Annotated in this window: 30 protein-coding genes; 27 read left to right on the forward strand and 3 right to left on the reverse strand. The window is 36.9% G+C overall.

All coding sequences use genetic code 11. The annotated features are described in order from the left end of the window. Positions 1-14: 14 nt before the first annotated feature. From rpsU to EO114_RS00235, 3 genes are all read left to right on the forward strand, one after another. On the forward strand, positions 15-194 hold the full coding sequence (rpsU, locus tag EO114_RS00225) for a 30S ribosomal protein S21 (protein ID WP_009353131.1): 180 nt from the start codon (positions 15-17) through the stop codon (positions 192-194). Between the two features lie 20 nt (positions 195-214). Continuing rightward, positions 215-667: a GatB/YqeY domain-containing protein gene (locus EO114_RS00230; protein ID WP_126940276.1), complete on the forward strand. Its 453-nt coding sequence runs from the start codon at positions 215-217 to the stop codon at positions 665-667. Between the two features lie 119 nt (positions 668-786). Further along, entirely contained in the window at positions 787-2,682 is a 1,896-nt protein-coding gene (locus EO114_RS00235; RefSeq protein ID WP_126940277.1) for a glutamine synthetase, read from the forward strand. 63 nt (positions 2,683-2,745) lie between these two features. On the opposite strand, the gene EO114_RS00240 is transcribed toward EO114_RS00235, so the two are convergent. Further along, positions 2,746-3,165 (reverse strand): phosphate-starvation-inducible protein PsiE, encoded by a 420-nt coding sequence (locus EO114_RS00240; protein WP_038144480.1) that lies wholly within the window; start codon positions 3,163-3,165, stop codon positions 2,746-2,748. Positions 3,166-3,234: 69 nt separating this feature from the next. Continuing rightward, on the reverse strand, positions 3,235-3,750 hold the full coding sequence (tpx, locus tag EO114_RS00245; protein ID WP_126940278.1) for a thiol peroxidase: 516 nt from the start codon (positions 3,748-3,750) through the stop codon (positions 3,235-3,237). 124 nt (positions 3,751-3,874) lie between these two features. On the opposite strand from tpx, the gene EO114_RS00250 reads away from it, so the two are divergent. The 10 genes from EO114_RS00250 (at position 3,875) to EO114_RS00295 (ending at position 14,290) form a co-directional block, all read left to right on the forward strand. Further along, on the forward strand, positions 3,875-5,611 hold the full coding sequence (locus EO114_RS00250) for an ABC transporter ATP-binding protein (RefSeq protein WP_127060766.1): 1,737 nt from the start codon (positions 3,875-3,877) through the stop codon (positions 5,609-5,611). Then, positions 5,601-7,334: an ABC transporter ATP-binding protein gene (locus EO114_RS00255; protein WP_127060769.1), complete on the forward strand. Its 1,734-nt coding sequence runs from the start codon at positions 5,601-5,603 to the stop codon at positions 7,332-7,334. The genes EO114_RS00250 and EO114_RS00255 overlap by 11 nt, the downstream gene beginning before the upstream one ends. Before the next feature lie 12 nt (positions 7,335-7,346). Continuing rightward, on the forward strand, positions 7,347-8,153 hold the full coding sequence (locus tag EO114_RS00260; RefSeq protein ID WP_127060771.1) for an RNA methyltransferase: 807 nt from the start codon (positions 7,347-7,349) through the stop codon (positions 8,151-8,153). A 59-nt stretch (positions 8,154-8,212) separates the two neighbouring features. Beyond that, positions 8,213-9,079, forward strand: a complete 867-nt coding sequence (locus tag EO114_RS00265) for a ChbG/HpnK family deacetylase (protein WP_127060774.1) — start codon at positions 8,213-8,215, stop codon at positions 9,077-9,079. Then, on the forward strand, positions 9,076-10,074 hold the full coding sequence (locus EO114_RS00270; protein WP_127060777.1) for a flippase-like domain-containing protein: 999 nt from the start codon (positions 9,076-9,078) through the stop codon (positions 10,072-10,074). Before EO114_RS00265 ends, EO114_RS00270 begins: the two co-directional genes overlap by 4 nt. 2 nt (positions 10,075-10,076) lie before the next feature. After that, entirely contained in the window at positions 10,077-10,529 is a 453-nt protein-coding gene (locus EO114_RS00275) for an ACT domain-containing protein (RefSeq protein ID WP_062402832.1), read from the forward strand. Between the two features lie 18 nt (positions 10,530-10,547). Next, positions 10,548-11,840, forward strand: a complete 1,293-nt coding sequence (locus tag EO114_RS00280) for a homoserine dehydrogenase (RefSeq protein ID WP_009353786.1) — start codon at positions 10,548-10,550, stop codon at positions 11,838-11,840. 10 nt (positions 11,841-11,850) lie between these two features. Beyond that, positions 11,851-12,780 carry a homoserine kinase gene (gene thrB, locus EO114_RS00285; protein ID WP_127060779.1) on the forward strand — a complete coding sequence of 310 codons (930 nt, stop codon included), beginning with the start codon at positions 11,851-11,853 and terminating at the stop codon, positions 12,778-12,780. Between the two features lie 78 nt (positions 12,781-12,858). After that, complete coding sequence (htpX, locus tag EO114_RS00290; protein WP_127060781.1) at positions 12,859-13,722, forward strand: zinc metalloprotease HtpX; 864 nt, start codon at positions 12,859-12,861, stop codon at positions 13,720-13,722. A 64-nt stretch (positions 13,723-13,786) separates the two neighbouring features. Further along, on the forward strand, positions 13,787-14,290 hold the full coding sequence (locus EO114_RS00295; protein WP_009353784.1) for a cob(I)yrinic acid a,c-diamide adenosyltransferase: 504 nt from the start codon (positions 13,787-13,789) through the stop codon (positions 14,288-14,290). Positions 14,291-14,404: 114 nt separating this feature from the next. On the opposite strand, the gene EO114_RS00300 is transcribed toward EO114_RS00295, so the two are convergent. Then, positions 14,405-14,755 carry a hypothetical protein gene (locus EO114_RS00300; protein WP_009353780.1) on the reverse strand — a complete coding sequence of 117 codons (351 nt, stop codon included), beginning with the start codon at positions 14,753-14,755 and terminating at the stop codon, positions 14,405-14,407. Between the two features lie 71 nt (positions 14,756-14,826). On the opposite strand from EO114_RS00300, the gene cobU reads away from it, so the two are divergent. From cobU to EO114_RS00370, 14 genes are all read left to right on the forward strand, one after another. Continuing rightward, a complete protein-coding gene (gene cobU / locus EO114_RS00305) occupies positions 14,827-15,414 on the forward strand; it encodes a bifunctional adenosylcobinamide kinase/adenosylcobinamide-phosphate guanylyltransferase (protein WP_009353781.1) in 588 nt (195 codons plus the stop codon). Further along, positions 15,407-16,927 (forward strand): cobyric acid synthase, encoded by a 1,521-nt coding sequence (locus EO114_RS00310; protein WP_127010426.1) that lies wholly within the window; start codon positions 15,407-15,409, stop codon positions 16,925-16,927. The genes cobU and EO114_RS00310 overlap by 8 nt, the downstream gene beginning before the upstream one ends. Then, a complete protein-coding gene (gene cbiB / locus EO114_RS00315; RefSeq protein WP_126940288.1) occupies positions 16,927-17,904 on the forward strand; it encodes an adenosylcobinamide-phosphate synthase CbiB in 978 nt (325 codons plus the stop codon). Before EO114_RS00310 ends, cbiB begins: the two co-directional genes overlap by 1 nt. 9 nt (positions 17,905-17,913) lie before the next feature. Beyond that, on the forward strand, positions 17,914-18,651 hold the full coding sequence (gene cobS, locus EO114_RS00320; protein ID WP_127060783.1) for an adenosylcobinamide-GDP ribazoletransferase: 738 nt from the start codon (positions 17,914-17,916) through the stop codon (positions 18,649-18,651). A 19-nt stretch (positions 18,652-18,670) separates the two neighbouring features. Further along, positions 18,671-19,549: a GHMP kinase gene (locus EO114_RS00325; protein WP_127060785.1), complete on the forward strand. Its 879-nt coding sequence runs from the start codon at positions 18,671-18,673 to the stop codon at positions 19,547-19,549. A gap of 8 nt (positions 19,550-19,557) precedes the next feature. Beyond that, positions 19,558-20,655: a threonine-phosphate decarboxylase CobD gene (gene cobD, locus EO114_RS00330; protein ID WP_127060787.1), complete on the forward strand. Its 1,098-nt coding sequence runs from the start codon at positions 19,558-19,560 to the stop codon at positions 20,653-20,655. An 11-nt stretch (positions 20,656-20,666) separates the two neighbouring features. Then, positions 20,667-21,311 carry a histidine phosphatase family protein gene (locus tag EO114_RS00335; protein WP_126940291.1) on the forward strand — a complete coding sequence of 215 codons (645 nt, stop codon included), beginning with the start codon at positions 20,667-20,669 and terminating at the stop codon, positions 21,309-21,311. Beyond that, a complete protein-coding gene (locus tag EO114_RS00340) occupies positions 21,301-22,026 on the forward strand; it encodes a pseudouridine synthase (RefSeq protein WP_127060789.1) in 726 nt (241 codons plus the stop codon). The genes EO114_RS00335 and EO114_RS00340 overlap by 11 nt, the downstream gene beginning before the upstream one ends. Before the next feature lie 74 nt (positions 22,027-22,100). Continuing rightward, a complete protein-coding gene (locus EO114_RS00345; RefSeq protein ID WP_127061091.1) occupies positions 22,101-23,171 on the forward strand; it encodes a Xaa-Pro peptidase family protein in 1,071 nt (356 codons plus the stop codon). 14 nt (positions 23,172-23,185) lie between these two features. Then, the gene (gene efp, locus EO114_RS00350; RefSeq protein ID WP_127060792.1) at positions 23,186-23,743 is read left to right on the forward strand and encodes an elongation factor P; all 558 of its coding nucleotides are present in this window, start codon (positions 23,186-23,188) and stop codon (positions 23,741-23,743) included. A 95-nt stretch (positions 23,744-23,838) separates the two neighbouring features. Continuing rightward, positions 23,839-24,201 carry an Asp23/Gls24 family envelope stress response protein gene (locus tag EO114_RS00355; RefSeq protein ID WP_126940294.1) on the forward strand — a complete coding sequence of 121 codons (363 nt, stop codon included), beginning with the start codon at positions 23,839-23,841 and terminating at the stop codon, positions 24,199-24,201. A 9-nt stretch (positions 24,202-24,210) separates the two neighbouring features. Then, on the forward strand, positions 24,211-24,591 hold the full coding sequence (locus tag EO114_RS00360) for an Asp23/Gls24 family envelope stress response protein (protein ID WP_127060795.1): 381 nt from the start codon (positions 24,211-24,213) through the stop codon (positions 24,589-24,591). Further along, on the forward strand, positions 24,578-24,976 hold the full coding sequence (gene nusB, locus EO114_RS00365; protein WP_126940296.1) for a transcription antitermination factor NusB: 399 nt from the start codon (positions 24,578-24,580) through the stop codon (positions 24,974-24,976). Before EO114_RS00360 ends, nusB begins: the two co-directional genes overlap by 14 nt. A gap of 1 nt (position 24,977) precedes the next feature. Further along, complete coding sequence (locus tag EO114_RS00370; RefSeq protein ID WP_127060797.1) at positions 24,978-25,970, forward strand: metallohydrolase; 993 nt, start codon at positions 24,978-24,980, stop codon at positions 25,968-25,970. Position 25,971: the final 1 nt, after the last annotated feature.

Raw genomic sequence — 25,971 nt, forward strand, 5'->3', positions numbered from 1 at the left:
AGGGGGGGATATAGATGTCAGAAATTAAAGTCGGTAAAAATGAATCGCTTGAAAGTGCACTTCGTCGTTTTAAACGCTCCTGCCAAAAAGCAGGTGTTTTATCTGAAGTACGCAAACGCGAACATTACGAAAAACCAAGCGTAAAAAGAAAGAAAAAATCTGAAGCAGCAAGAAAACGCAAATTCAAAGCGTAAGTCAATCTTGGAGGTACAACATGTCCTTAAAAGATCAGCTTAAAACAGATATGAAAGAAGCTATGAAAGCTCGCGAAGCGGGTAAGGTTGCTCTTTCAGTCATTCGCATGGTAAATAGCGCCATAAAAAATACAGAAATCGATAAGAAAATTGAATTAGAAGATTCAGATATTATCGCTATATTAGCGAAGGAAATGAAAATTCGTCAAGATTCTTTAGCTGAGTTTGAGAAGGGTCATCGTGATGACTTGATTGCTCAAGTAAAAGCTGAGATGGAAGTATTAGCAAAATATTTGCCTGCCCAATTAAGTGAGGAAGAAGTTCGTCACATTGTGGTAGAAGCGATTTCCACCCTAACTGCACCGATTAAGATGGGTGACCTTATGCCATTGGTAATGCCAAAGACTAAGGGCTGTGCAGATGGCAAGTTAGTCAATGCAATTGTCAAAGAAGAACTTGCAAAAGTCAACTAATGAGTTGACAGACTTATTTGATTATGTTACTATAATCGCATAATATAATACTAAGTCAATGAGGACTCTAAGAAACATAGTTTCTTAGAGTCTTTTTGTTTATTATGAGGAGGTTTATCATGAGCAAAGAATTATTATACTACATTCCAGCGGGCCAATATGGTAAAGAAGGTGTTCTTGCCTTACTAGAACAACATCCAGAAATTCGTTTTGTATCTTTAGTAGGGGTTGATCTTGCAGGTAATGATACAGATGAAAAAATTCCAATGGAGCAATTCTTTGATGATTATGAATCTTTTTTTGAAGGTCGTGCGGTACAAACAGATGGTTCTTCTGTTGTATTAACTAATATTGCAACATTGAACAATGCCCGTGTAGATATGTGGGGCGATCCAAGTGTGAATTGGTTTGTAGACTATAACTATGAACATATTGATGAAAAAACAGGTAAACCAACTGGTACACTTCGTATTCCAGCATTCTTAAAACACTGTGATCGTTATGTAGATTCTCGTTCTATCTTAAAACGTAGCTGTGAATATGTAAAAGAAGAATTGATGAAATTATTACAAGCGAACCAAGTGAAAGGCATGGAATTTATCGATGCTAATGAAATCGCTGACGTTATCTTTACATCTGCTACAGAATTGGAATTTTGGGTGAAAACACCGTCCAGAAATGTAGATGCAAAAGCGTTATCCGTATCTCAAAAACTACAAGAGCAATACTGGCAACGTACTCATGGTTCCGTGCGTACAGCTTTAGAAAAAGCAGTATCCTTATTGGATAAATATGGTTTACATGCAGAAATGGGCCATAAAGAAGTAGGTGGGGTAAAAGCCAAACTTGACGATGAAGGTAATGTGGACTGGGTATTAGAACAATTAGAAATTGACTGGAAATATACAAATAATCCATTGCAAACAGCAGATAATGAATTACAAGCCCGTATCATTGTTCGTGAAGTGTTCCGTGAAAATGGTTTAGATGTTACTTTTAATGCGAAACCAATCATCGGTGTAGCAGGTTCTGGGGAGCATACACATTTTGGTGTAATGGTGAAAATGAAAAATGGCAAAGTCCACAATTTGTTCTCCCCAGCGGATTTACGTAAAGAACATGCTAGCCCATTGGCATATGGTGCTATTATGGGTCTATTAAAACACTACGAAGCTATCAACCCATTTATTTCCTCCACAACAGACTCCTTGAATCGCTTAAAACCAGGCTTTGAAGCACCTGTATGTATCGTAACATCCTTGGGTACAGATCCTGCATTGCCAAGTCGTAATCGTACGATCCTTTGTGGCTTGATTCGCGATGTGGATACACCGATGGCAACTCGTTTTGAATTGCGTTCACCAAACCCATATACGAATACATATACTGCATTAGCATTGATTTATTTATCTGCTTTCGATGGCATGAAATATGTCATCACATCTGGTAAGGCACCAGAAACGATTTTAGCTGAATTATCCAAAAAAGAAGGGGAAGCAGCTGACTATCTAGAAACATCCCGTGAATATCGCTCAGAAGTGGATGTATTTGATGATTTTACAGCAGAAGAGCGTGATCGTAAATTTGGTAAAGCCCCTGCTACTGTATGGGAAAATATCCAAGGCTATACAAACAATCCAGAAAAAGTAGCATCTTTAACATTGGGTGGTGCTTTTGAACAAGATTTAATGGATTCCTTTATGGCGGGTATTTTAAAACGTTGGACATTGGAACTAGCAAACCGCATTGTGCCAGCTAATATTCAATTAGTGCGCTCTTTACAAGCTGTTCATGATACAGCAGATGCATTTGATAGTGCAAACTGGAATAAAGTCAATACATTACGTTTATACTTGGCAAAAGATAGTGTAGATAGCAAATCTTTATTCACGCGCATCACTGATGCATTGGCAAAAGGTGATTATGATACAGCATCTACATTGCAAGTTGAAATGAATGAAAAAGTGCTTGAATTAGAAGCGTTATATGCAGAATATACTCGTAATATTCTATAATAGGTACTTAGTATAAAAAAGGACTGACCACAACATTGTGTTCAGTCCTTTTGTTATGATAATCTATAATCTTTCTCCAGTATTAGGCTCTTTACCATATCGAACGACTAATACTAAACTGATGACTAAGGCCAAGATAGCAGAAGACCAAAGAAATAAATCTATAGCAGATTCATGAGATACAATAATCAGTCGAATGATGGCAGTAATGCCGATGTAGATAAAGTAACGAAGAGGGAAGTGGAAGTTGTTTTTAAAATATTTTACCACTAAGGATAAGAATTCAAAAAATAGAAAGAAATTAATAATTTCTTCTAAAAATGTAATATATGCCACTTCGGTTGTAAATAAACCTGGTATGAGCGTTACAATATGAAATGCTGTATTCAAAACAGCTACAGTTAATACAATGCCGATAGAGAATAGAGTGAAGTTTAGAACCCACTGAAAAAATGTAGATATTTGTTGTAAAAAATAATTCATTTGGACCTTTCCAATAAAAAAGGGTGGAGTGACGAATCACTGCACCCTTATGTATTTACTTAGTAACAATTAAACTAACGCTTTAGTTGCCGCTTCAGCTGCATCGAAGTTAACAGCAGATGTTACTTCTGGCACGTATTCTACATAACGAACTACGTCGTCTTTGTCGATAACAACGATACCACGAGATAATAAGCGTAAGCCTTCAAGAATGAAACCATAATTTTCACCGAAAGAAAGGTCGCGGTGGTCAGATAAAGTTTCAACTTGGTCGATACCAGCAGCACCACACCAACGTTTTTGAGCGAATGGTAAGTCTACGGATACAGTCAATACAACAACGTTTTCACCTAATTTAGAAACGTTTTGATTAAACCAACGAGTTTGCGCATCACATACGCCAGTATCCAAAGATGGTACTACAGAAATAACTTTAACTTTACCAGCATAATCCGCTAATGTTTTTTCACCTAAGCCATTGTCTAATAGTGTGAATGCAGGAGCTTTATCACCTACTTTTACTTCTTTACCTAATAAAGCGATTGGGTTACCTGCAAATGTTACTACACCTGTACGTTTTTCCATTGTATGTTCCTCCTTAAAATACGGAATATTATCTTTTGTATAATGACATTATAACATGGTACAATAAAATTAGTAAATAAACTTTATCGAAAAAAATCGAAATTATCATAGAATGGGGGTACTTATGAAAGGTTTTCATTTATTCCGTTACTTTTTCAAAGATCATTCGTATAAATATATTATTGGAATCATATTACTACTTACCATAAATGGGTTATTCTTACTGGTTCCTTCTTGGATGGGGGAAGCTATCAATACATTATATGTTGGCAAAGATGGAATCTGGCAGTATGTATGGTGGTTTATCGTATTAGGCATTGTTATTACTGTGTTAAAATTTATCTCTCGTCATATGCTTCTAGGTTCTATCCGCAATTTTGAGTTTTATTTGCGTCGAGAGTTATTTCGTCACGCCTTACGCATCCCTACATCTTATTATGATGAACATGGTCCAGGAAAAGTTATGGCTTTGATGACAAATGATGTAACCTCTCTACGTGTGTCGCTGGGATTAGGAGTTATGTTATTTGTAGATGCCTTATTCTTTGGGGTCATTGCGTTTTGTATCCTTGTTCAAAAGATGTCCCTATGGTTAGCAGTGGTGACTATATTGCCGATGCCATTTATTGTGTATGGTATGTTGAAGCTTTCAAAACATTTACGAAGTCGTCAAAAGAAAGCACAAAGTTCCTACAGTGATGTGACAGAATATGCTCAAGAGTTATTTTTAGGTATGGCAGTTATTCGCGCATTCAACAAGGAGTATACAAGCTGGAAACGGTTTATAAAAGTGAATGAAAAGAACTATGAAAATAATCTAGATGTGGTGCGTATTGATTCCTTACTGACTCCATTAACATATATGGCACCCTTTGTTTGCTATGCACTTAATATGTATGTGTGTGGTCAAGCTATCATCAATGGAGAACTAACAGTAGGCGAATTTGTGGCACTTAATGGGTATGTCATGCTTGTTATAGGACCTATCATGGCGATTGGCTCTTTAACAACTGTATTGCAAAAAGGCTTGGCCTCCTTGGAACGAATGGAAGAGTTTTTTGAACTTCCTCAGGAAGAAATTCAAGAACAAGTAGGGCACTTACCACTAGAAGATATACATATAGAGGGGTTAAACTTCGCCTATGCTACTAGCAAGGAACCAATTTTAAAAGATGTATCTATGCATATTCCCAAAGGAGCTTTTATTGGTATCGTTGGTGGACCTGGATCGGGAAAGTCTACTTTATTTAAATTATTATTGGATATTCAGCATGCCCCTAAACATAGTATCTATTTTGGTTCTACCGATATTCAAGATATTCCGCTTAGTACATTACGTCATAGTATCGCCTATGCATCATCCACGCCTTCTTTACTAAGTGTATCCATTAGAGAGAATATTCAATTTGGTTATACAAAGGGAAAAGATTTGTCAATGACTATTGAAGAAGCTGCTCAACGGGCGGGTTTGTTTAGAGATTTAGAGGAACGTATTGAAGGGAATCGTAAGTATGATCACTTAGAAGAAGGTGGTACCGATGTATCTGGAGGACAACGACAACGAATTTCTTTGGCTCGTGCATTCTTTAAAGATGCTCCCTACTTGCTTTTAGATGATGCTTTCTCTGCGTTAGATGCTCATAGTTTATGTCATATCTTAGACACATTGCGATCTAATACAGAACAAACTATTATATGCATTTCACAGCGCTTAGAGGCCTTAGAAGGTGCAGATTGTATTTATGTGTTCCACGAAGGTCATATCGTTGAATCTGGTACGCATTCAGAATTATTACAACAAAAAGGTATGTATCATCAGTTGGTGATGTTGCAAAAGCGAGGAGATAGCCATGAGAACTAAACAAAAAACAGATTATCATGTGCTATTACATTTGTGCACATTTATAAAACCGTATATGGCCTATATGTGTCTTGGTGTTTCTATGTTACTTCTAGTGCTAGGAGTGCAATTAGTACGACCAGTTATTATGAAAGAATTTATCGATGTAGGCGTGGCGACTAAAGATATGGGTCTCATAACGAATTATGCAGTCGCTTATATTGGATTAATTTTGTTTGGAATGATTGCATTAGGTGTTGAAAACTATGCTTTGCAAAGTTTTGGACAACGTATCATCTATGATATTAGAAATAAAATTTTTGAAAATATATTAACTATGAGTCCTAAAGAGTTTACGACGTATCCTGTAGGAAATTTAGTGACAAGAGTTACCAATGATACAGAGTCGATTCGCACCTTATATACAGAGGTGCTCGTAAAAATAAGTAGTAGTATCTTTCAAATTATTGGTATTTTAGCGTTTATGTTCCTTATAGACACTACATTGGCTACCATAGTATTACTATTAGTGCCTGTATTTGCTGGAGTTATTTTTATCTATCGTAAGTATGCTAGAAAAGCTTTCAGAGGCGTTCGTAGTAAAGTGGCTGCATCCAATGCATCCGTACAAGAAATGTTAAATGCTATTTTGATGATTAAGACCTATGTAGGTGAAATTATCATGGAAAAAAGCTACGATAAGGTAAGTCGAGAGTTTCTAGAGGCAGGCCTATTTGAGGTAAAAACATTTGCTATTTTTAGGCCAATTGTAGATGGATTATTCTTTGTAGCTCTTATTGCTATTTTTACTGTGACTGGATATTTTGATTCTATTACGGAGGCAGGCACTGTTTTTGCATTTTTACAATATATTAATCGGATTTTTGAACCTATCAAAGAAATTGCTGAAAAATATGGTAACTTACAGTCTGCCTTAGCAGGAGCAGAACGTATTTTACCTATGTTGGAAAGTGAAACTAAGCAGGTACAAAAGAATATTGTGATACCAAAAGAATTCTCTTCTATTCATTCTATCGAGTTTGATCATGTCTATTTTTCTTATGATGGAACAGAAAATTACGTATTGAAAGATATTAATTGGTCCTTACAGGAGGGGGAATTCTTAGGAATAGCAGGTCCATCCGGTGGGGGTAAGTCCACGATGATGCAATTATTACTTGGGTTTGAACAGCCTACCAAAGGATGTATTCGTATAAATGGACATGATTTGAGTTCATTAGACGCAAGGATCATACGCCAATCAATGGGCTACGTATTCCAAGACTCCCATTTGTTTAAAGGTTCTATTGAAGAGAATATTTCCTTGTTTGATAGTTCTATTACAGAAGAAATGATAAAAGAAGCTGCTAAACGGGCTCATTTAGATAGCTCTGTACAGCGTTTGGAAGAGGGATATCAAACACCTGTAGGATATTTAGGGTCTTTACTTTCACAGGGGCAACGCCAATTATTGTCTTTGGCGAGAACCTTGGTACAGAATAAATCATTATTAGTATTTGATGAGGCTACTTCCAATATAGATAGTCACACAGAAGAATTATTGCAACAATCGATTGCAGATATGAAAGGTGATAAAACGATGATTGCCATAGCACATCGTTTGTCAACGTTACGTGATGCTACAAAAATTATTGTCATATCCGATGGTAAAATTGTAGAACAAGGTACCTTAGAGAAAGTGCTAGGTCAAAAAGGTTTGTTTTATCAATTATGGAATGCATAAAGAAAGGGTATTATGGAAGATATTATTTCACGAGATAATAAAAAAATTAAGCACATTGTACAATTATATAAACGAAAATATCGTACTACGCATCAGGAATTTGTAGCTGAAGGATATCGTACTGTAATGGATATGCTGCCTACTGGTACAGTACGGTATGTCATTGTCAACATAGAATCCATAAAACAGGAACAGTTAGAGCCATTGCTATCCTTATGTGACATCTATGACGTCCAGGTATTTTCCATTTCAGATAACCTATGGAAAGGGATTGAAACAACAGTTCATGGACAAGGGATAATTGCTGTAGTATGTCAAAAAGTACATCGACTAGAAGATTTTCGTGTAAAAGAGAATGGTCTATATGTACTCATTGATGGAGTACAAGATCCAGGCAATTTAGGAACTTTAATACGAACTGCTGTTGGTGCTGGTGTAAGAGCTATGTTTTTAACATCTAATACGGTAGATATATACAATGAAAAAACAGTGCGTAGTACTATGAGCGGATTGTGTAAATTACCGATTTATACAAATGTCACACAAGATAGTGTAGTAAAGCTTATAGAAGAGCAAGGAATCAAATTGTATGGAACTGTTTTAGAAGATAGTGTTAACTATGGAGAACCAAGCTATGAAGGGGCCACTATGATTGCTCTAGGAAATGAAGCAAATGGTATTTCAGAGGATATATTACAATTGGTTACACAGCGAATTTCTATCCCCATGTATGGTCCTATGGAATCTCTGAATGTTGCCATAGCTGGAGCTTTGTGCATGTATAAAGTACAAGAAAGAAAACTTTGTCTATCCAAATAGCAATAATTTTGGTAGAATAAGAATACAATTATCCATTTAGTGCGTACAGGAAGGTAACTATGAAACGTCTAATTGTGAATGCAGATGACTTTGGTTTACATCCTCTTATTAATGAAGGAATCTTAGAAAGTCATCAACAAGGAATAGTAACAAGTACGTCTTTATTGGCATCTGGAAAGTATTTTGAGGATGCCTTATCATTAGCTAAGACAATGCCCACACTAGGCGTGGGATTACATGTTTGCTTGGTCGGTGGGCTTTCACCAGTCTGTGATCCTAAAGAAGTTCCAAGTCTACTGATAGATGGTAAATTTCCTATGACACACACAGAATTTATAAAACGGCTGTATACCGGACGTATAAAAGGTTCTGAATTGCGAAAAGAAATTGAAGCACAATTTCAAAAAGTAATGTCTACAGGATTACCTATAACACATGTAGATGGACATCAACATATGCATGTACTACCACAAGTGTTGCCTATAGTGGCAGAACAAATGAAGCGCTATGGTTTAACTAAGATTCGTATGCCCGATGAAACTCCATTTTTAATGAATGGTGTGTCTTCACTAGGTCGTTGGATTGGTAAAGTAGGGCTAACGGTTATCACACAACAAGCCTACACTACATCTCGTGATTTTGGATTTTCATCGCCCCTATATTTTTGGGGTATGATGAATGGTGGTCAATTGAGGGAAGAATCTTTGTTAGCAATTTTAAAAAAAGTTGCTAAGAAACAAGGGGTCCATGAAATTATGACACATCCTGGTAAAGATAATCATACACTCCGATCCTTGTATGATTGGGGCTATCATTGGGATGAGGAACGAGCGGCTATGACATCTGCTAGAGTAAAAGAATATATTGCTACTCATGATATTAGTCTCATCCATTATGGACAATGGACTGAAGGAGAACGTTCATGAGCACCATGGCAAAGCGAGGAATCTTCATTGGATTTTTACTCCTTATTGTGTCAGGTATAACAATTTATTTTACAATTGATTTAGATTCATTAGCTACATTAGGTACATTTAACTTTACATCTTTATTGTTGGCAATGGTAGCACTTGCTTTAGGTATGTACTTTGATGGTTTGCGGTTACAACGGTTGGTACGTATGGGTGGATATAGTTTATCCCTAATTGCTATTCTACGAGTTATATTTGGTAATTATTTTATGGCTATGCTAACACCTGGTGCTAGTGGTGGTGCGGTAGCACAGGCTTTGATTTTACGGTCTTATCATGTACCTATCGGTAAAGCAGCACCTATCGTGTTAGTGCGAACTGTATTTTCTATTTTATTTTTAATCATCATGTTACCGTTTATTCTGGTAACAGAGCCTATCGATGTACCATATATTACTAATTCTCAATTGATAGGTATATCAATCTTTGTTGTGATTTCAACATTTATGGGAATGTATCTATTACAAACGCGACTTATGAAATGCTTAGTAACTTGGATATGTAAGATAACAAAAAAAGGAAACCCAAAAGGTTGGCTCATTAAGCTGGATGAATTTAATGGGGGGCTTAGTTTATTATATGCAAACCCTATGCAATCCTTTATCGTATTTATTGAGTCTGCATTGAGCTTATTATTTTTATATGCTATTGCGCCAGCATTGATGTATGCGTTTACTTCAGATATTAGTATTGTTGAAATCTTAAATTGTATGATTTTATTAAATTTAATTTTATATTTTGCTCCTACACCAGGTGGAACAGGCGTTGCAGAAGGATTATTTGTGTATTTATTTGCTTCTTTTGTGCCAATTGGAACGGTGGGGCTAGTTGCAGTGGCGTGGCGGATTGTAGCAGAATATGTTCCATTTTTTATCGGTATGTATTCCGTATTTACTCTATATGGACAACACATCGCAAGTTCCGTTTCCACTAGTAGTGAAGAGGTGTAGTTATGGCTGTGAAAGGCAAAAAAGACAAATTTTATTTAGTGAATGAAGTAATCTTACCAGAAGCGATTAAAAAAACGATCAAAGTAAAATCTATTTTACAACTAGGAGAGGCTAAAACGATTAATGAAGCTGTTGAAAAAATGGACTTAAGTCGTTCTGCTTATTATAAATACAAAGATTATGTATTTCCATTTTATGAACTTTCACAAGGTAAAATTGTGTCAATTAATGCACTGATTTCTAACGAGTCTGGTATGCTATCTAATATTTTACGGATTATTGCAGATTATAATGGTAGTGTATTAACGATTAATCAGAATTTGCCGCTACAAGGTGTAGCACATGTAAATATTTCTTTTGAAACAAAAGAATTAACATTACCAGTAGAAGATGTATTGCACGAAGTAAGACAATTAGAGGGAGTTATTAAAGTGGAACTAATTGGTCAAGCCTAGTGCTTAAGGAGATAAAGAATGAAGCAAGGCGTTAAGATTGCCCTCTTGGGTTTTGGTACAGTTGGACAAGGTACAGTAGAATTATTGACTAAAAATTTAGATGTCATACAAAATCGTATTAGTGTACCTGTGACTATAGATAAAATTTATGTGAGAAATCCAGATAAATATAGTCATGTTGCACTACCTGCAACCGCTACATTTGTAACAGATTATAAAGAAATTTTACAGGATTCATCTGTAGATATTGTAGTGGAAGTGATGGGAGGGACTACCTTTGCCCGTACTTGCATTGAAGAAGCTATTATTGCTGGAAAACATGTGGTGACTGCCAATAAAGATTTATTAGCGGAAGCTGGTCCCTATTTAATGGAGCTAGCTACGAAGCATCATGTGGACTTACGCTTTGAAGCGAGTGTGGCAGGGGCGATTCCAATTATCCGCGCCTTATATGATTCCTTCGGCGGTAATCAAATTACAGAAATTATGGGTATTTTAAATGGAACCACTAACTTTATTTTGTCTAAGATGAGTGAAGATGGATTAGGCTATGAAGAAGTCCTAAAAGAAGCACAAGACCTTGGCTATGCAGAAGCAGATCCTACATCTGATGTGGAAGGCTATGATGCAGCGCGTAAATTAGCCATCTTAGGTTCTATTGCCTTTAATAAACGTATCTTCTTTGAAGATGTAAGTTGTGAAGGGATTACGCAAATTGATGCTAGTGATATCCAATTTGGCAAAGAGTTTGGCTATACTATTAAGTTGTTAGGTATTGCGAGAGAAACGAAAAAAGGTCTGTCCTTAAATGTACATCCTGCCTTCATTGCAAACACCCATCCATTAGCCTCTGTACGGGGTTCTTTTAATGCTGTATTTTTACGTGGTAATGGTTTTGATGAGGCTATGTTCTACGGTCGTGGAGCTGGTAGCTTACCAACAGGTAGTTCTATCGTGAGTGACGTGATGGAAGTAGCTCGTAATGTAGTACAAGGAAAAACAGGGGAAATGAAGCAGTTCTATTATCCGCAAAAAACAATGTATAGTTCTAGTAAAATTGAATCTGCTTACTACATTCGTATGACTGTGGATAACTCAACAGGTGTATTAGCAAAAGTAGCTACCAAATTAGCAGAACAACGCATCTCTGCTCATTCTGTTATCCAACGTAAAGCAGATAATGATACTGCTACATTAGCGATAATTACTTCTAAATGTCCTCATGCGTATATTCAAAATCTAATTGATTCTTTCAACCATTTACGTGTAGTTAGAGAAGTGGGGAGTGTCATCCGCATCATGGTTGAATAAAGGAGTGTTCATGAAATCTATTACGGTGCAAGTGCCGGCTACGAGTGCTAATTGCGGTCCTGGGTTTGATTGTCTTGGAGTAGCATTAAATTTATATAATGTATTTACCTTTGAACCTGACAAAGAGGCCACTTCTAATACATATACCTTTGAAGGGTTTGGGGCGGACTTATTGGAGAAAGAAGACCATAGCCAAAATCTAGTGGGTATTGCTATGGAAAGGGTATTTAAAGAAGTGAATGCTGCACCTGTTTATGGTCGTATTCATTCTAATACACAAATTCCACCATCAAGAGGTCTTGGCAGTAGTTCTACTGCCATTGTGGGTGGGTTGCTATTAGCCAATGCCTATTTACAAGAACCTTTAAATAAAGATCAATTATTGCTCATTGCCAATGATATGGAAGGGCATCCTGATAATGTAGCACCAGCTATTATGGGGAATTTAGTCTGCGCTGTTGGTGGGAATGATACAGTATTCCATTCCCATATCGATGTACCAAGTAATTTAACCTTTGCTGTAGTGGTACCAGAAGTGATTGTAGAAACATCGTATGCGCGAAGCGTATTGCCAACAGAGTTAAGCTATAAAGAAGCTGTTGCCAATGTAGGATTTGCCACATTATTTGTAGGCTCTATGATACAAAATAGGATGGATAATTTGTCTGTAGCATTACAGGATTATCTACATGTACCGTATCGTAAAACTTTGATTCCTTATTGTGATGATGTATTTACTGCAGCTAAGAATCATGGTGCCTATGGGTCTACTATTAGTGGTTCAGGCTCAACCTTAATTGCCTATTGTTCTCCGGAACATGCAGTGACAGTGGCAGATGCTATGAGTTCTGTCTTTATGAATCACGACATTGACTGCCGTCGCTTTGTGCTTCATGCAGACCGTGAAGGTGCTAAAGTTGTGAAAATTAAATATGAGTAGAACACTTCATGATTCTTTTACATTTTGTATGCTATACTAAGTATATACATTCTATAAAAAACTAAGTAGGAGGAATACATGAACAACATAAAAACAGCAGCCTTGTTGGCATTATTATCAGGATTATTGATGGTGATTGGTCAAATGGTCGGTGGTCACTCAGGAATGATACTGATGTTTATTATTTCTTTAGGTATCAACTTCTATACTTATTGGAATAGTGCATCTATGGTACTACGTGCATACGATGCAAAAGAAATTACCGAACAAAACAATCCGAATATCTTCCATATTGTAAAAAAACTAGTTCATAATGCAGGGTTACCGATGCCAAAGGTGTATATTATTGAATCGGAAGTACCTAATGCATTTGCTACAGGTCGCGACCCTGAGCATGCAGCAGTGGCTGTGACAACAGGTATTATGAAACTATTAACAGACGATGAAATTGAAGGTGTACTGGCTCATGAACTCTCTCATGTGAAACATAGAGATACATTAATTAGTACTATTGCAGCCAGCATGGCAGGATTTATTGCTATGGTGGCGAATATGCTACAATGGGCAGCTATTTTTGGAGGCCGTGATGATGAGGAGAATTCTAATCCTTTAGCATTAATTGGCACTATCATTTTAGCTCCATTGGCAGCTAGCTTAATTCAGATGGCTATTTCACGTTCTCGTGAATATTTAGCAGATGAAGAAGGGGCGATGATGAGTCGCAAGCCATTATCCTTAGCATCCGCATTAGCCAAAATTGAGCATTATGCTAAATTTGGTGTGCTTCCTGGTCAAAGCGAAAGCCGCGTATCATCTACAGCACACATGTTTATCATTAATCCTTTGAGTGGAATTTCTTCCACTATGACTCAATTATTTAGCACGCATCCATCTACAGAAAGTCGTATTCAACGTTTGCGTGACATAGCGAGTCGCATATAAAGGGAGCAATGCATATCTTATGTTACAGAGATCGTAAGGTTTCTAGTTGTTAAGGAGGTATACTATGGCAAAAGTGTACACGAAAACAGGCGATGCAGGTTCTACTGGTTTATACACTGGTGAACGTGTAAGTAAAGCATCTCAACGTGTTTGTACGTATGGAACAATTGACGAGGCACAAGCCTTTCTTGGAGTAGCTCGTGCGTACTCTGACAAAAAGGTAGTACAAGACACATTATTGCAACTTGAGAAAGAACTGTGGATGATTATGGCTGATATCTCTAGTTTAGGACAAGAAGCTACTATTACAGATGAGCATGTGACTAATTTAGAACAGATCATCGACAAATTTGATGAACAATTAGAGCCATTATCTAAATTTATTTTACCTGGTGATAGTAAAACATCCAGTTTCTTGCACTTAGGTCGTACCATCGTTCGCCGTGCAGAACGAGACCTATGGAAGTTAGGAGAAACAGAAGAGATTCATATGTCGAATCTTCGCTATTTGAATCGTTTATCCGACTTGCTATTTATCTTAGCGCGCGTAGAAGATGAAGTGAAATAGTATACGATATAAAAGGAGGTACTCCATGTTGGGTACCTCCTTTTAGTATCTCTTAGATTATTTCTATCAAATCTTCTTGGATGTGCTATAATACTATGTATGTAGTTACTGTGATTAATGTTGTACTTCTTGTACATCTACAGTTTTGTTTAGCACATCTTCAGGGCTTGGATAGAAGAAATAGATCTGATCGATTTCATTTTTAAATTTTTCTCGGATGTGTACGGATAATAAAGTTTCAAACTGAATGATATCTTCCGATTCCATCACAGCGTCTTCTACCAATACAAATAATTGTGGATCTGCTTTTGGTGCATTGGGTGGTAAACGGTCTGGTGAAAGTGGAACATTTACGATAATGCGTACAGAGGCTACATAATTTCCATTTTGATCTTTAATGGCTGCACGATAGGTATTTTCCCATAGAGTGGCCATTAATTGGATGTCTAAATTTAATAATTCCATAGTTGTCTCCTTTATAATGAACGTATAGTACATATGATAACTGATAAAGGGCAACTTTGTATAGGTATACTATGAAAAATCGTATAATATTTTGTACAGGTGGTGCCCGTAGTGGCAAAAGTGAGTTTGCAGAAACAATAGCTTTATCTAAAGAAGGACAAAAAGGATATATTGCTACAGGGCAAGCTTATGACGAAGAGATGAAGCATCGTATTCATTTACATCAAGAACGACGGAAAATGATTTGGAACAATTATGAAATCCCTTGTGCCATTAGTAAAGAGATTCAAAAAATATTAGATGAATGTTCTGTGGTATTAGTAGATTGCCTAACGATGTGGACTACTAATCTATTATTAGAAGATGGTGAATTTACATCTCAGGAAGATATAAATTGCCGTGAAAGAGCTATACTTTCAGAAGTACAAGCTGTACTTGATGTGATTCGATCCTACAAGGGAAACAATGAAAAGACGGTTATTTTTGTGACCAATGAAATTGGCTTAGGTATTGTTCCAGAGAATAAATTAGCTCGTATTTTTAGAGATATTATGGGACGTGTCAATCGAATGGTAGCAGCAGAGGCTGATGAATCATATATGACAATCAGTGGTATGACAATAGATATAAAAGCATTGGAGGTAAGCAACCATGGCTAAAAAAATTATGTTTCAAGGTACCAGTTCTAATGTAGGTAAAAGTATTTTAGCTACAGCAATGTGTCGCATTTTACATAATAAGGGATATAAAACAGTACCTTTTAAAGCACAAAATATGGCGTTAAATTCCTATGTTACCAAAGCAGGGGATGAAATTGGGCGAGCCCAAGTAGCACAAGCGGAAGCAGCAGGTTTAGAGCCTATTGTACAAATGAATCCCGTCCTATTAAAACCTACAGGCAATCAGTCCTCTCAAGTTGTGTTAATGGGCAAACCGGTAGGTGTGTATAGCGCTAGAGAATACCATACAAAATACTCCTTAACAGCCTTAGATAAAGTAAAAGAAAGTTTACAATATCTTGATGAAAATTTTGATATGATTGTCATTGAAGGTGCCGGTAGCCCTGCGGAAGTCAATTTAAAAGCTAATGATATTGTAAACATGCGTGTTGCTAAGTTAGCAAAGGCTCCTGTAATGCTTATTGCAGATATTGATCGTGGTGGTGCTATCGCATCTGTGGTGGGTACTTTAGAATTATTAGAACCAGATGAAAGAGACCTAGTAAAAGGTATTATCATTAATAAATTCAGAGGTGATGTCACATTATTACAACCTGCATTGGATTTTATTGAAGAAAAAACAGGTAAAAAAGTAGTAGGTGTAGTACCGGCGATAGAAAACCTTGATATTGATGAAGAAGATTCTGTAGCATTAGAAAGTAAATATAGAGGAGTATCTAAGGAGATTACGATTGCGGTCATGCAAACTCCTAAAATTTCTAACTTTACAGACTTTGATGCTCTTGCCTATGAACCAGATGTATCTGTTCGTTTTGTGAAACAAGGGGAGCCAATTGGTCATCCAGATATGGTAATTTTACCAGGCTCTAAAAACACATTAGCTGACTTATCGTACTTACAGGAGCATGGCTATGATAAAGATATCCACGACTTAGCAAATACTGGGGTACCTGTATTGGGTATTTGCGGTGGTAATCAAATGCTGGGAGAAATGCTTTATGATCCAGAAGGGATTGAAGGGGATATTCCTGAATTAAAAGGCTTAGGTTTGCTTCCAACAGCTACTACTATGAAAACTGAAAAATTAACACATCAAGTTTGTTTTGATGTAAAGGATTTATCTTTCTTAGGTACTAACTATAGTGGTGAAAATCTTGTAGGCTATGAAATCCATATGGGAGATACACAGCCAGTAGGAGCAGGAGAACGTTGTTTCCATATTCAAAAGCGTAGTGATGCTAAGGTAGATGTGATCGATGGTTTTGTCACTAGTAATGGTCAAGTGATGGGCACATATATTCACGGCATTTTAGATAATGATGGATTACGTCGCTCAATCCTGAATGCATTGCGTACAAAAAAAGGATTAGAGCCATTAGATATTGTATTCCGCTACTTTGAACATAAAGAAGCTGCCTATAATCGATTAGCTAAGATTGTAGAAGAACATTTAGATATGGAATATATTCAATCATTATGGGAGCAAGACTAATGGAATGGTTTATACACCATCTTCTTTATTTTATTCCTTTAGGGGCACTTTTGTTAGATACTTTAGTGGGTGACCCTAGAAGTAAATACCATCCTGTTGTTTTAATTGGTAATTGTATTTTTTTCTATGAACATCTATTGTATAAAAAGAATACAATTCCAAGGAATCAAATACTATTAGGGATATCTACTGTACTACTAGTCTTAATGACTGTGATGGTCATTGTTACAGGGCTCCTATTTATAGGAGGGACCATACATCCAATCGGCTATTTCATAGTATCCTTATTGTGCCTATACATTGCTATTAGCCCTCGTTGTTTAGCAGAGGCAGGCATAGAAATTGCTAATTTGTTGAGAAAACAAGATATATCTGAAGCACGCCGTAAAGTGGGATGGATTGTAGGTCGTAAGACTAGTGAACTTGATGAAAGCGAAATTACTCGTGCTACCATTGAAACAGTAGCGGAAAATACAGTAGATGGCATTATTTCCCCTCTATTTTGGTTTGTCCTATTAGGTCCATGGGGAGCTATTGGATACCGAGCTATTAATACGATGGACTCCATGTTAGGCTATAAAAATGAGCGCTATTTATACTTTGGTCGTTTTGCAGCCCGCTTAGATGATGTAGTTAATTATATTCCTGCACGTATTACTTGTGTTTTATTTGTGACAGCTTCTTTTCTCTGTGGCAAAGATTGGAAACATGCCATCCGTATAGCCATTCGTGATGCGTATAAACATCCTAGTCCTAATGGGGGCTATGCAGAGGCTCCCGTAGCAGGGGCTTTACATATTCGGTTAGGTGGACAAAATGTGTATCATGACAAAGTCACCTTTCGGGCCTATATGGGAGACCCTATAACATCTATGGTAGGGAAACACATTTATCAAACTATATATTTGATGTATACTGTTTCTATATTAGGTGTTGCGTTAACGATGGTCAGTACATATGTAATTAATCAATGGTAGAGGTGGCATATGAAAGGATTTTTTGTAGGACTTCAGTTTTTAACACGCTTAAAAATTGTAAACCAAACAGAGTGGAAAGTAGAAGACTTTGGCGCATCCGTTACATATTTTCCTTTAGTAGGACTTGTTATTGGTGTCTTTATGTGGGCATTTTATGCCTTAGCAAATTCGTATATTCCGATATCCTTACTGATGCTTATGTTAGTTATCTTTGAATTTCTATTTACTGGTGGACTTCATGCAGATGGATTTATGGATACCTGTGACGGCTTATTTTCAGGGCGCGATCGAGAACGTAAATTAGAGATTATGAAAGATAGTCGAGTAGGGAGTAATGGAGTAGTAGGCTTTGTATTCTTAACCCTCTTAAAATGGCAACTACTAGTTAATTTACCAATCTATGTAGTCCCTTTAGTCTTGGTCAGTATGCCCCTGTTAAGTCGATATACTATGGTGATTAGTATTCAAAAGTTTCCTTATGCAAGACCAGAAGGAATCGGTAAATTTTTTGCAGACAATGCTCCTAAGTATGCTTTGCCAGTAGCGACCCTATTAGCATTATTACCATTGTTCTTCTATGAATGGTTTTATGCGTATCTATATGTCATTGCCCTCTTAGTTAACCTTATCATTAACTCCTATGTGACAAAACATTTAGGAGGGACTACAGGGGACACGTATGGATTTGTATGTGAATTATCAGAAATTTTTATCATTTTAGGCGCAATTATTGTAAGTGTTATATAAATGAAAGGAGGAAGTAGAGTTGGCATTTTATGTAAGAACGCCAGGCACTTGTGGAGAATTTATTCAAGGCTCCATAAAAGGACAACGATTTCTAGTAACCTGTCCTATTAATCGCTATTCTTATGCCATTGGTGATGTACAATATCCACTTCCTCTTTCATCGATTTCTTTACAGTCAAAGGCCTATCAAGCTTACATCACGGTATTGGATACATTGGGAATCGATCGATCTACGGCGAAGCCTGTATATTTACATTCCGATATTTTACAAGGAAAAGGATTGGCTTCTAGTAGTGCAGATATTAGTGTAGTAGCTATGGCTACAGCAAAAAGTCATGGCTACGATCTTTCTATGGAGCAATTATCCTCTATCTGCTTATCAATCGAACCTACAGATGCTCCCTTTTACCCTGGTATAGTTCAGTTCGATTATCTAAATGGTACATGTTGTGAATTATTAGGCACATGTCCACCGATTCGTATCGTCATGTTTGATGAAGGCGGTACGATTGATACGGTACAATTTAATCATCAGCAAAATTTAGATGTTTTAATTGATGAAAAAGAAGAGTTGATGGTAGAAGCTTTAGCAAAATTTAAAGAAGGTATACATAAGCATAATGTGAAACTTATTGGTGAGGCCTCTACCATTAGTTCTTTCGGCAATCAACGTATTTTGCATAAGGCAAACTTATATGCATTACATCAAATTGGGGTAGAGTGTAATGCCATAGGAACGATTATTGCCCATAGTGGAACTGTACTGGGTTTGCTATTTCCCCCAGACTCACCAAGTATTGTACACTGCTTGCAACAAGTAAAGCAGGAATTGCCAAATCTTACCTTCATGGATATAGTGGAAACCACGAATGAAGGAATTACTTTCATGGAACGATAAAGGAGGTTATGATGGTGAAAACAATGAATGTGCATGGTGGTAATGTGCATAAAGCGAGTCGACTATTAGGTACTTCCTTAGATCAGATTTTAGATTTTAGTGCCAATATTAACCCTTTGGGTATGAGCGCCAAGGGGATGGATGCTATGAATGAGGCATTTCAACATGTGATACATTATCCAGATCCAGACATGACGAACCTTTTTGCTATCACGTCCGAATTGTGGGATATGCCAAAAGAATACATTGCTTTCGGTAATGGTGCAGCTGAATTAATCTATGCCATATGCCGATTACCAGAAATAGAAGCTGTGTATGTGCCAGCTCCTGGATTTTCAGAGTATAGCCATGGTGCTCATTCGTGTGGCCTACCAGTCATAGAATATGAATTACAATTTGATGCGGATTCATTTTGCTTTTCCTATCCTTTAACAACGATATTACATGATTTAAATCAGTCTAAGCATCGCTTAGTATTTATTGGGAATCCCAATAATCCATGTGGCACCTTGTGGAAACATGAAAGTCGTGAATTAATTGAAGTTTGCAAGAAAAATGGTCACTATCTAGTGTTTGATGAGTCATTTGTTGATTTTTTAGGGGATGACTATTCTATGCGAAACTATGTGAAAGAGTATGACAATGTGATAGTTGTACATTCTTTAACTAAGTTTTACGCAGTTCCCGGTCTACGTATTGGGGCGATGATAGCAAATCCTATGATTATTAACTTCATTAAATCTCATATTCCATCTTGGACTGTAAATCATTTAGCGCAAATATATAGTGAAAAAGCCTTACAAGATACAGATTATATACAAGAGACTCGGACAGTACTAAAACAAGAAAAAGAATGGCTATATAAGAAGATTGTACAGATGGATGTATTACAGTGCATTGAACCATCTGTGAATTATACTCTCTGTCATCTAGATGATCAGTATTCTTTAGAAGATATGATTCAGCACTTGTATCATCAATCTATATTAATTAGAGACTGCTCTCACTATACTGGGCTAGGCCCCAATTGGTTTCGTATCGCTGTCAAAACAAGAGAGCAAAATGAACAATTATTGCAAGCTTTACGAGCATATTTTACATTATAATAGGAGATACTATGATACAAATTTACTTTGTCCGCCATGGTGAAACGGATTGGAATCATCTAGGAAAGCACCAAGGATTTAGTGATATACCTTTAAATGAAAAAGGTATGGCCCAAGCTGTAGATGTGGGTGATGCCTTACGAGATGTTCATTTTGATAGAGCTATCGTTTCAGACCTAGTAAGAGCTAGGGTTACATCTGAAGAAATTCTAAAAGGTCGTTATATTCCTACCACTTTTACAGAAGGATTACGGGAAATTAACTTTGGCGACTGGGAAAGCTTAACATATTCTGAAATTAATGAACGCTGGCCTGGCCAAATCGAAGCTATTTATGAAGATCCATCAGAGAAACCAATTCCTAATGGGGAGACAGTAGAAATGGTGCAAGAACGTGCCTATACTCGTTTATTAGAAGAGTTAGCGCGTATGGAGGATGGTGAACGGTTATTGGTAGTTTGTCACGGAGGAACCATACGTACATTATTATGTGCATTAACGGGTATTCCACTGAATTGTTTATGGCGGTTAGCACAGGGGAATACAGCCGTTAGTGTGGTGGATTTCTGGGGTGACCAGTCTCCTTATAATCGTATTTGTATATTAAATGATACATCTCATACTCATGTGAGAGAAGGTGGTTACGGTGAGGATTGATAAGTTTTTAGCCCATAAGGCTTTTGGTACAAGAAAAGAAGTACATGATTTAATCAAACAGGGTTTTGTAAAGGTAAATGATAGTATTGTTAAGAAAAAAGACGTGCATATCCATCCTGATGTAGATGTGGTTACGGTTCAAGATCAAGTTGTACAAGCACAATTAGAATATTATATTAAATTTCACAAACCAGCTGGATATGTAACAGCTGTAGAAGATTCTACAGATCCTACTATTATGGAGTTACTTCCTGAAGAGTTTCAAACTTTAAAGGTATTCCCTGTGGGACGACTTGATAAAGATACAGAAGGGTTGTTATTATTAACCAATGATGGCCCTTGGGCTCATAAAATTATTCATGGCAAAAAAAATATTGGTAAAACTTACTATGTAGAATATAGTGGGGCTTTATCAGATGAAGGTATACAACGTATACAAGCTGGTATGGTTTTAGGGGATGGTACAGAGTGTAAGTCGGCAGAATTATCGCTTCACAATGATGAAGGAGTGATGCATGAGTCTGGTGAAATCATTCACTCCTGTGAATTGACTATTTACGAAGGGAAATATCATCAAGTGAAACGTATGATCGGAGCATGTGGTGGGACGGTAACATACTTACAACGCATTGCTATCGGTAAAATTACCCTTGATTCTATTGAAGAAGTGGGCACATTCATAGATTTAACAGAAGAAGAAAAAGAAATTGTTTAATCGAATCTATTCAATTTGTCATAACTATGCATTATATGGTATCATTAGTTGATGCTTTTTAAGGAGGCGAGATGATGAATGGATTAGCAACTTTACAAGGATTCCTACAAGAAGAATCATACGGGGGCGCTATTCTTATTAGTCCTATTAATCTGCATTATTTTGCTGGCTTTACAGGAACTACAGGGGTTGCCCTTGTAACGCCTAACAAAGCGTATATGATAACGGATAGTCGTTATACAGAACAGGCAAAAGAACAATGTGAAGGATACGAAGTAGTAGAATATACAGGTGATGTATATGAAACAATTAGGGACTTACCAAAACGTTTAAGTATTGGTTTAACTACATGTTGCTTTGAAGGAAACTATATGAGTGTCGATGTATTTCAGCAAGTTTGTGATACATTGAATGAAACAGAATTTTTATCCTTCGATTTTGCTAGCCTTCGTATAGTGAAACGAGAAGATGAACTGAAATATTTACGGCAAGCCTTTAATATCGCAGATGAATCATTTGCAGCTATGTTACCGCAGCTAAAAGTGGGGATGACTGAAAACGAGGCACGTATTATTCTAGAAACAGAAATGTTACGACGTGGATCTAAAGAGCCATCGTTTGCAACTATTGTTGCTTCTGGTTATCGTTCTAGTATGCCTCATGGGGTCGCTAGTGATAAAGTGATGGAGCGAGGCGATTTTGTTACCTTTGACTTTGGTGCTATGTATAAAGGATATCATTCAGATATGACACGCACTATCGTATTAGGTAAGGCTAGTGATGAACAAAAAGAGTTGTACTCTATTGTGTTAGAAGCACAACAACGTGGTGTTGCATCTATAAAAGAAGGTGTAACTGCTTTAGAGATAGATTCAATTTGTAGAGACTATATCAAAGAACAAGGATATGGGTCAAACTTTCGTCATGGTACAGGCCATGGGGTAGGTTTAGATATTCATGAATTACCAGTGGTATCACCAAAATCAAAAGATATATTAAGATCCAATATGGTAGTCACAGTAGAGCCAGGTATATATCTACCAGGGCATATGGGATTACGTATTGAAGATACAGTTATAGTTACTAAGGAGGGTTGTGAAGTTCTCACAAAGACTCCTAAAGATTTAATAGAACTAGATGTGTAATGGAGGGATTTATAATGATTTCCAGTAATGATTTTCGTCCAGGCGTAACTGTCGAATTAGATGGTAATGTATGGCAAGTAGTTGACTTTCAACATGTTAAACCAGGTAAAGGGGCAGCTTTCGTACGTGCTAAATTGAAAAACCTACAAACAGGTGCTGTGGTAGAGCGTACTTTCAATGCTGGTGAAAAAGTGCCAAAAGCTCATGTTGACCGTCGTCGCATGCAATACCTATATGAATCTGATGGAGCATATACTTTCATGGATAATGAAACATATGACCAAATTGAATTAACAGTAGATCAATTAGGGGATGCTAAAAACTTCTTGTTAGAAAATATGGAAGTATCCATTATGTTCTTCCAAGGTATCGTAATCGGTATCGACTTACCAGTAGCTGTTGAGTTACGTGTAGTTGAAACTGATCCTGGTATCCGTGGTGATACTGCAACTGGTGGTAATAAACCTGCTACATTAGAAACAGGTTATGTTGTAAAAGTACCTTTATTCATCGAAGTAGACGATGTATTGCGTGTAGATACACGTACTGGACAATATATTGAACGTGCTTAAACCACAGATTTGATCTTTTAACAACTAGTATAGTATTGTAATTAAAAGCATTTGTTGGCCTGTGGTAGGACGACAAATGCTTTTTTGGTAAATATATGGAAGATAATCGCTTTTTTGAAGGACTGATACAGTTCGACCATTCTGTTTATGAAATGATTGCTACCATGACAGCATTGGAAACTAAAGGTGTTGCGGGTATGAGTACAACATTTGGAGATACGGTCAGTAGCATATTTGGCAGAAAAAATGCCATGGAAGGTGTAAAAGTACAAGTTTTAGAAGATGGATCATTGCAAGTATCTCTACATATTGCAGTGTATTATGGATATCGCGTCCCAGATATAGCCTTGCGTTTACAAGAGCGAGTAAAAAGTGCTCTTGTTTCTATGGCAGATGCTACTGTGAATAGTGTGGATATTTATGTGCAAGATATAATTTTTGAAAGTACCATATTATAGAGGATTTGTATGTCAGATCATTTAGAAATTGAAATTACAGATGCCGTTATTTTAGATGTCACTGCAAGAGTATTGTCATCTTTCGATGAAATACACTCCATGAGCAAACGATTTTTTGATGGTGTTGTAGATGGTATCTCACAAAAACTAGGGCAAAAAAGTTGGCCTGGAATGAATGTTAAACATAAACGAGATAGCTTTGGAGAGGATTTTATAGAAATTAATTTATATCTTCGTTTATATTGTGGATCTCATCCATTAGAAGTGGCACGACAAATACAACAACAAGTGCGGCAAGATTTACGAAATATGTTAGACTTATATCGTGTTCGTGTAGATGTACACATTGACGGTCTAGAAAGAAGGGAACCTAATCATGAATCATCGTAGGTTAGCAAGAGTGTTTGCATTTGAAACTATTTATGCAGATACATTTTCAGAAGAAATAGTTGAGGAGGCAGTTTTAGATACCACTAAAATGCAAGGAAAAGCCAATCAATTTGCAAAACAATTAATTGCAGGTGTGCGTAGTGAAAAAGAACAATTAGATGCAGCTTTACAAGAATTTTCTCCTAAACGTAAAATGGAACGTTTTCCTAAAGTAGAACTTACTATTTTACGTATGGCAGCGTGGGAGCTATTACATCCACAAGAGGATACACCAGCAAAGATTGTTATTAATGAAGCTGTTTTATTAGCGAAAGAGTTTGGAGGAGAGACTTCTTATAAGTACATTAATGCTATCCTTCATAATTTAGCTAAATCGAGACAATAAAATGGCCTATTATTTAGGAATAGATACAAGCTGTTATACTACGTCCTGTGCAATTGTTGATGAGGAAGGAAGATTAGTACAGGAAGTTAGAAAGCTTTTAGAAGTACCGCAAGGTAAACGAGGGTTGCAACAGTCACAAATGGTGTTTCAACATACTCGTGCTTTAGGAGAGCTTATTCAGTCTTTACATTTGGATCACCCCATTTCAGCTATCGGTGTCAGCGGTTTTCCAAGACGAGAAGAAGATTCCTATATGCCGGCATTCTTAGTAGGTCTTAATACAGCAAAATCACTGGGACATTGTTTACAAGTTCCTGTACATGTATTTTCTCATCAAGAGAATCATATATGGGCAGCCTTGCGTGAAATTGGTGAAATTCCAGAAGGGCCCTTTTTAAGTTTACACCTTTCTGGAGGAACCACGGAATTTGTTCTTTGTGAACGCATTTATAAAAGTGGTTTTAAAGTGCAAATAGTAGGTGGCTCTGATGATATAGCAGGAGGCCAGTTAGTAGACCGATTAGGTGTTTTAATGGGATTAAAGTTTCCAGCGGGCCCAAGTATGGAAACATTGGGAAGGCGTATTAAATACAATGTAGACTCGGTGCTCCCTGTATCAGTAAATGAATCTACCATCAGCTTTGGTGGGCCATATAGCGCTGGACAACGCTGGTGGGAATCATTACAACATGGGCCTATACATTGGACTGATAGGGAATCATTTAGTACAGAAAAAAATGCACAAATTTTGGCAGCCTCTGTGTTCCATTGTATTGGAAGTTCCCTAGAGAAAGCCTTATCTCATATTTTAACAAAGCATAATATTACAACCTTAATTACTGCCGGTGGCGTCATGGCTAATACCTACTTACAAGATCGTTTAGTTCATTGGGGACACCATCATGATTTAGATGTGTTATGTGTATCCTCTAAATATAGTGCAGATAATGCCTCAGGTAATGCCTATGGAGCAAAGGTTGTTGAAGGAGAATAGA

It is taken from the genome of Veillonella sp. 3627, from assembly GCF_003992195.1.
Classification (GTDB): domain Bacteria; phylum Bacillota; class Negativicutes; order Veillonellales; family Veillonellaceae; genus F0422.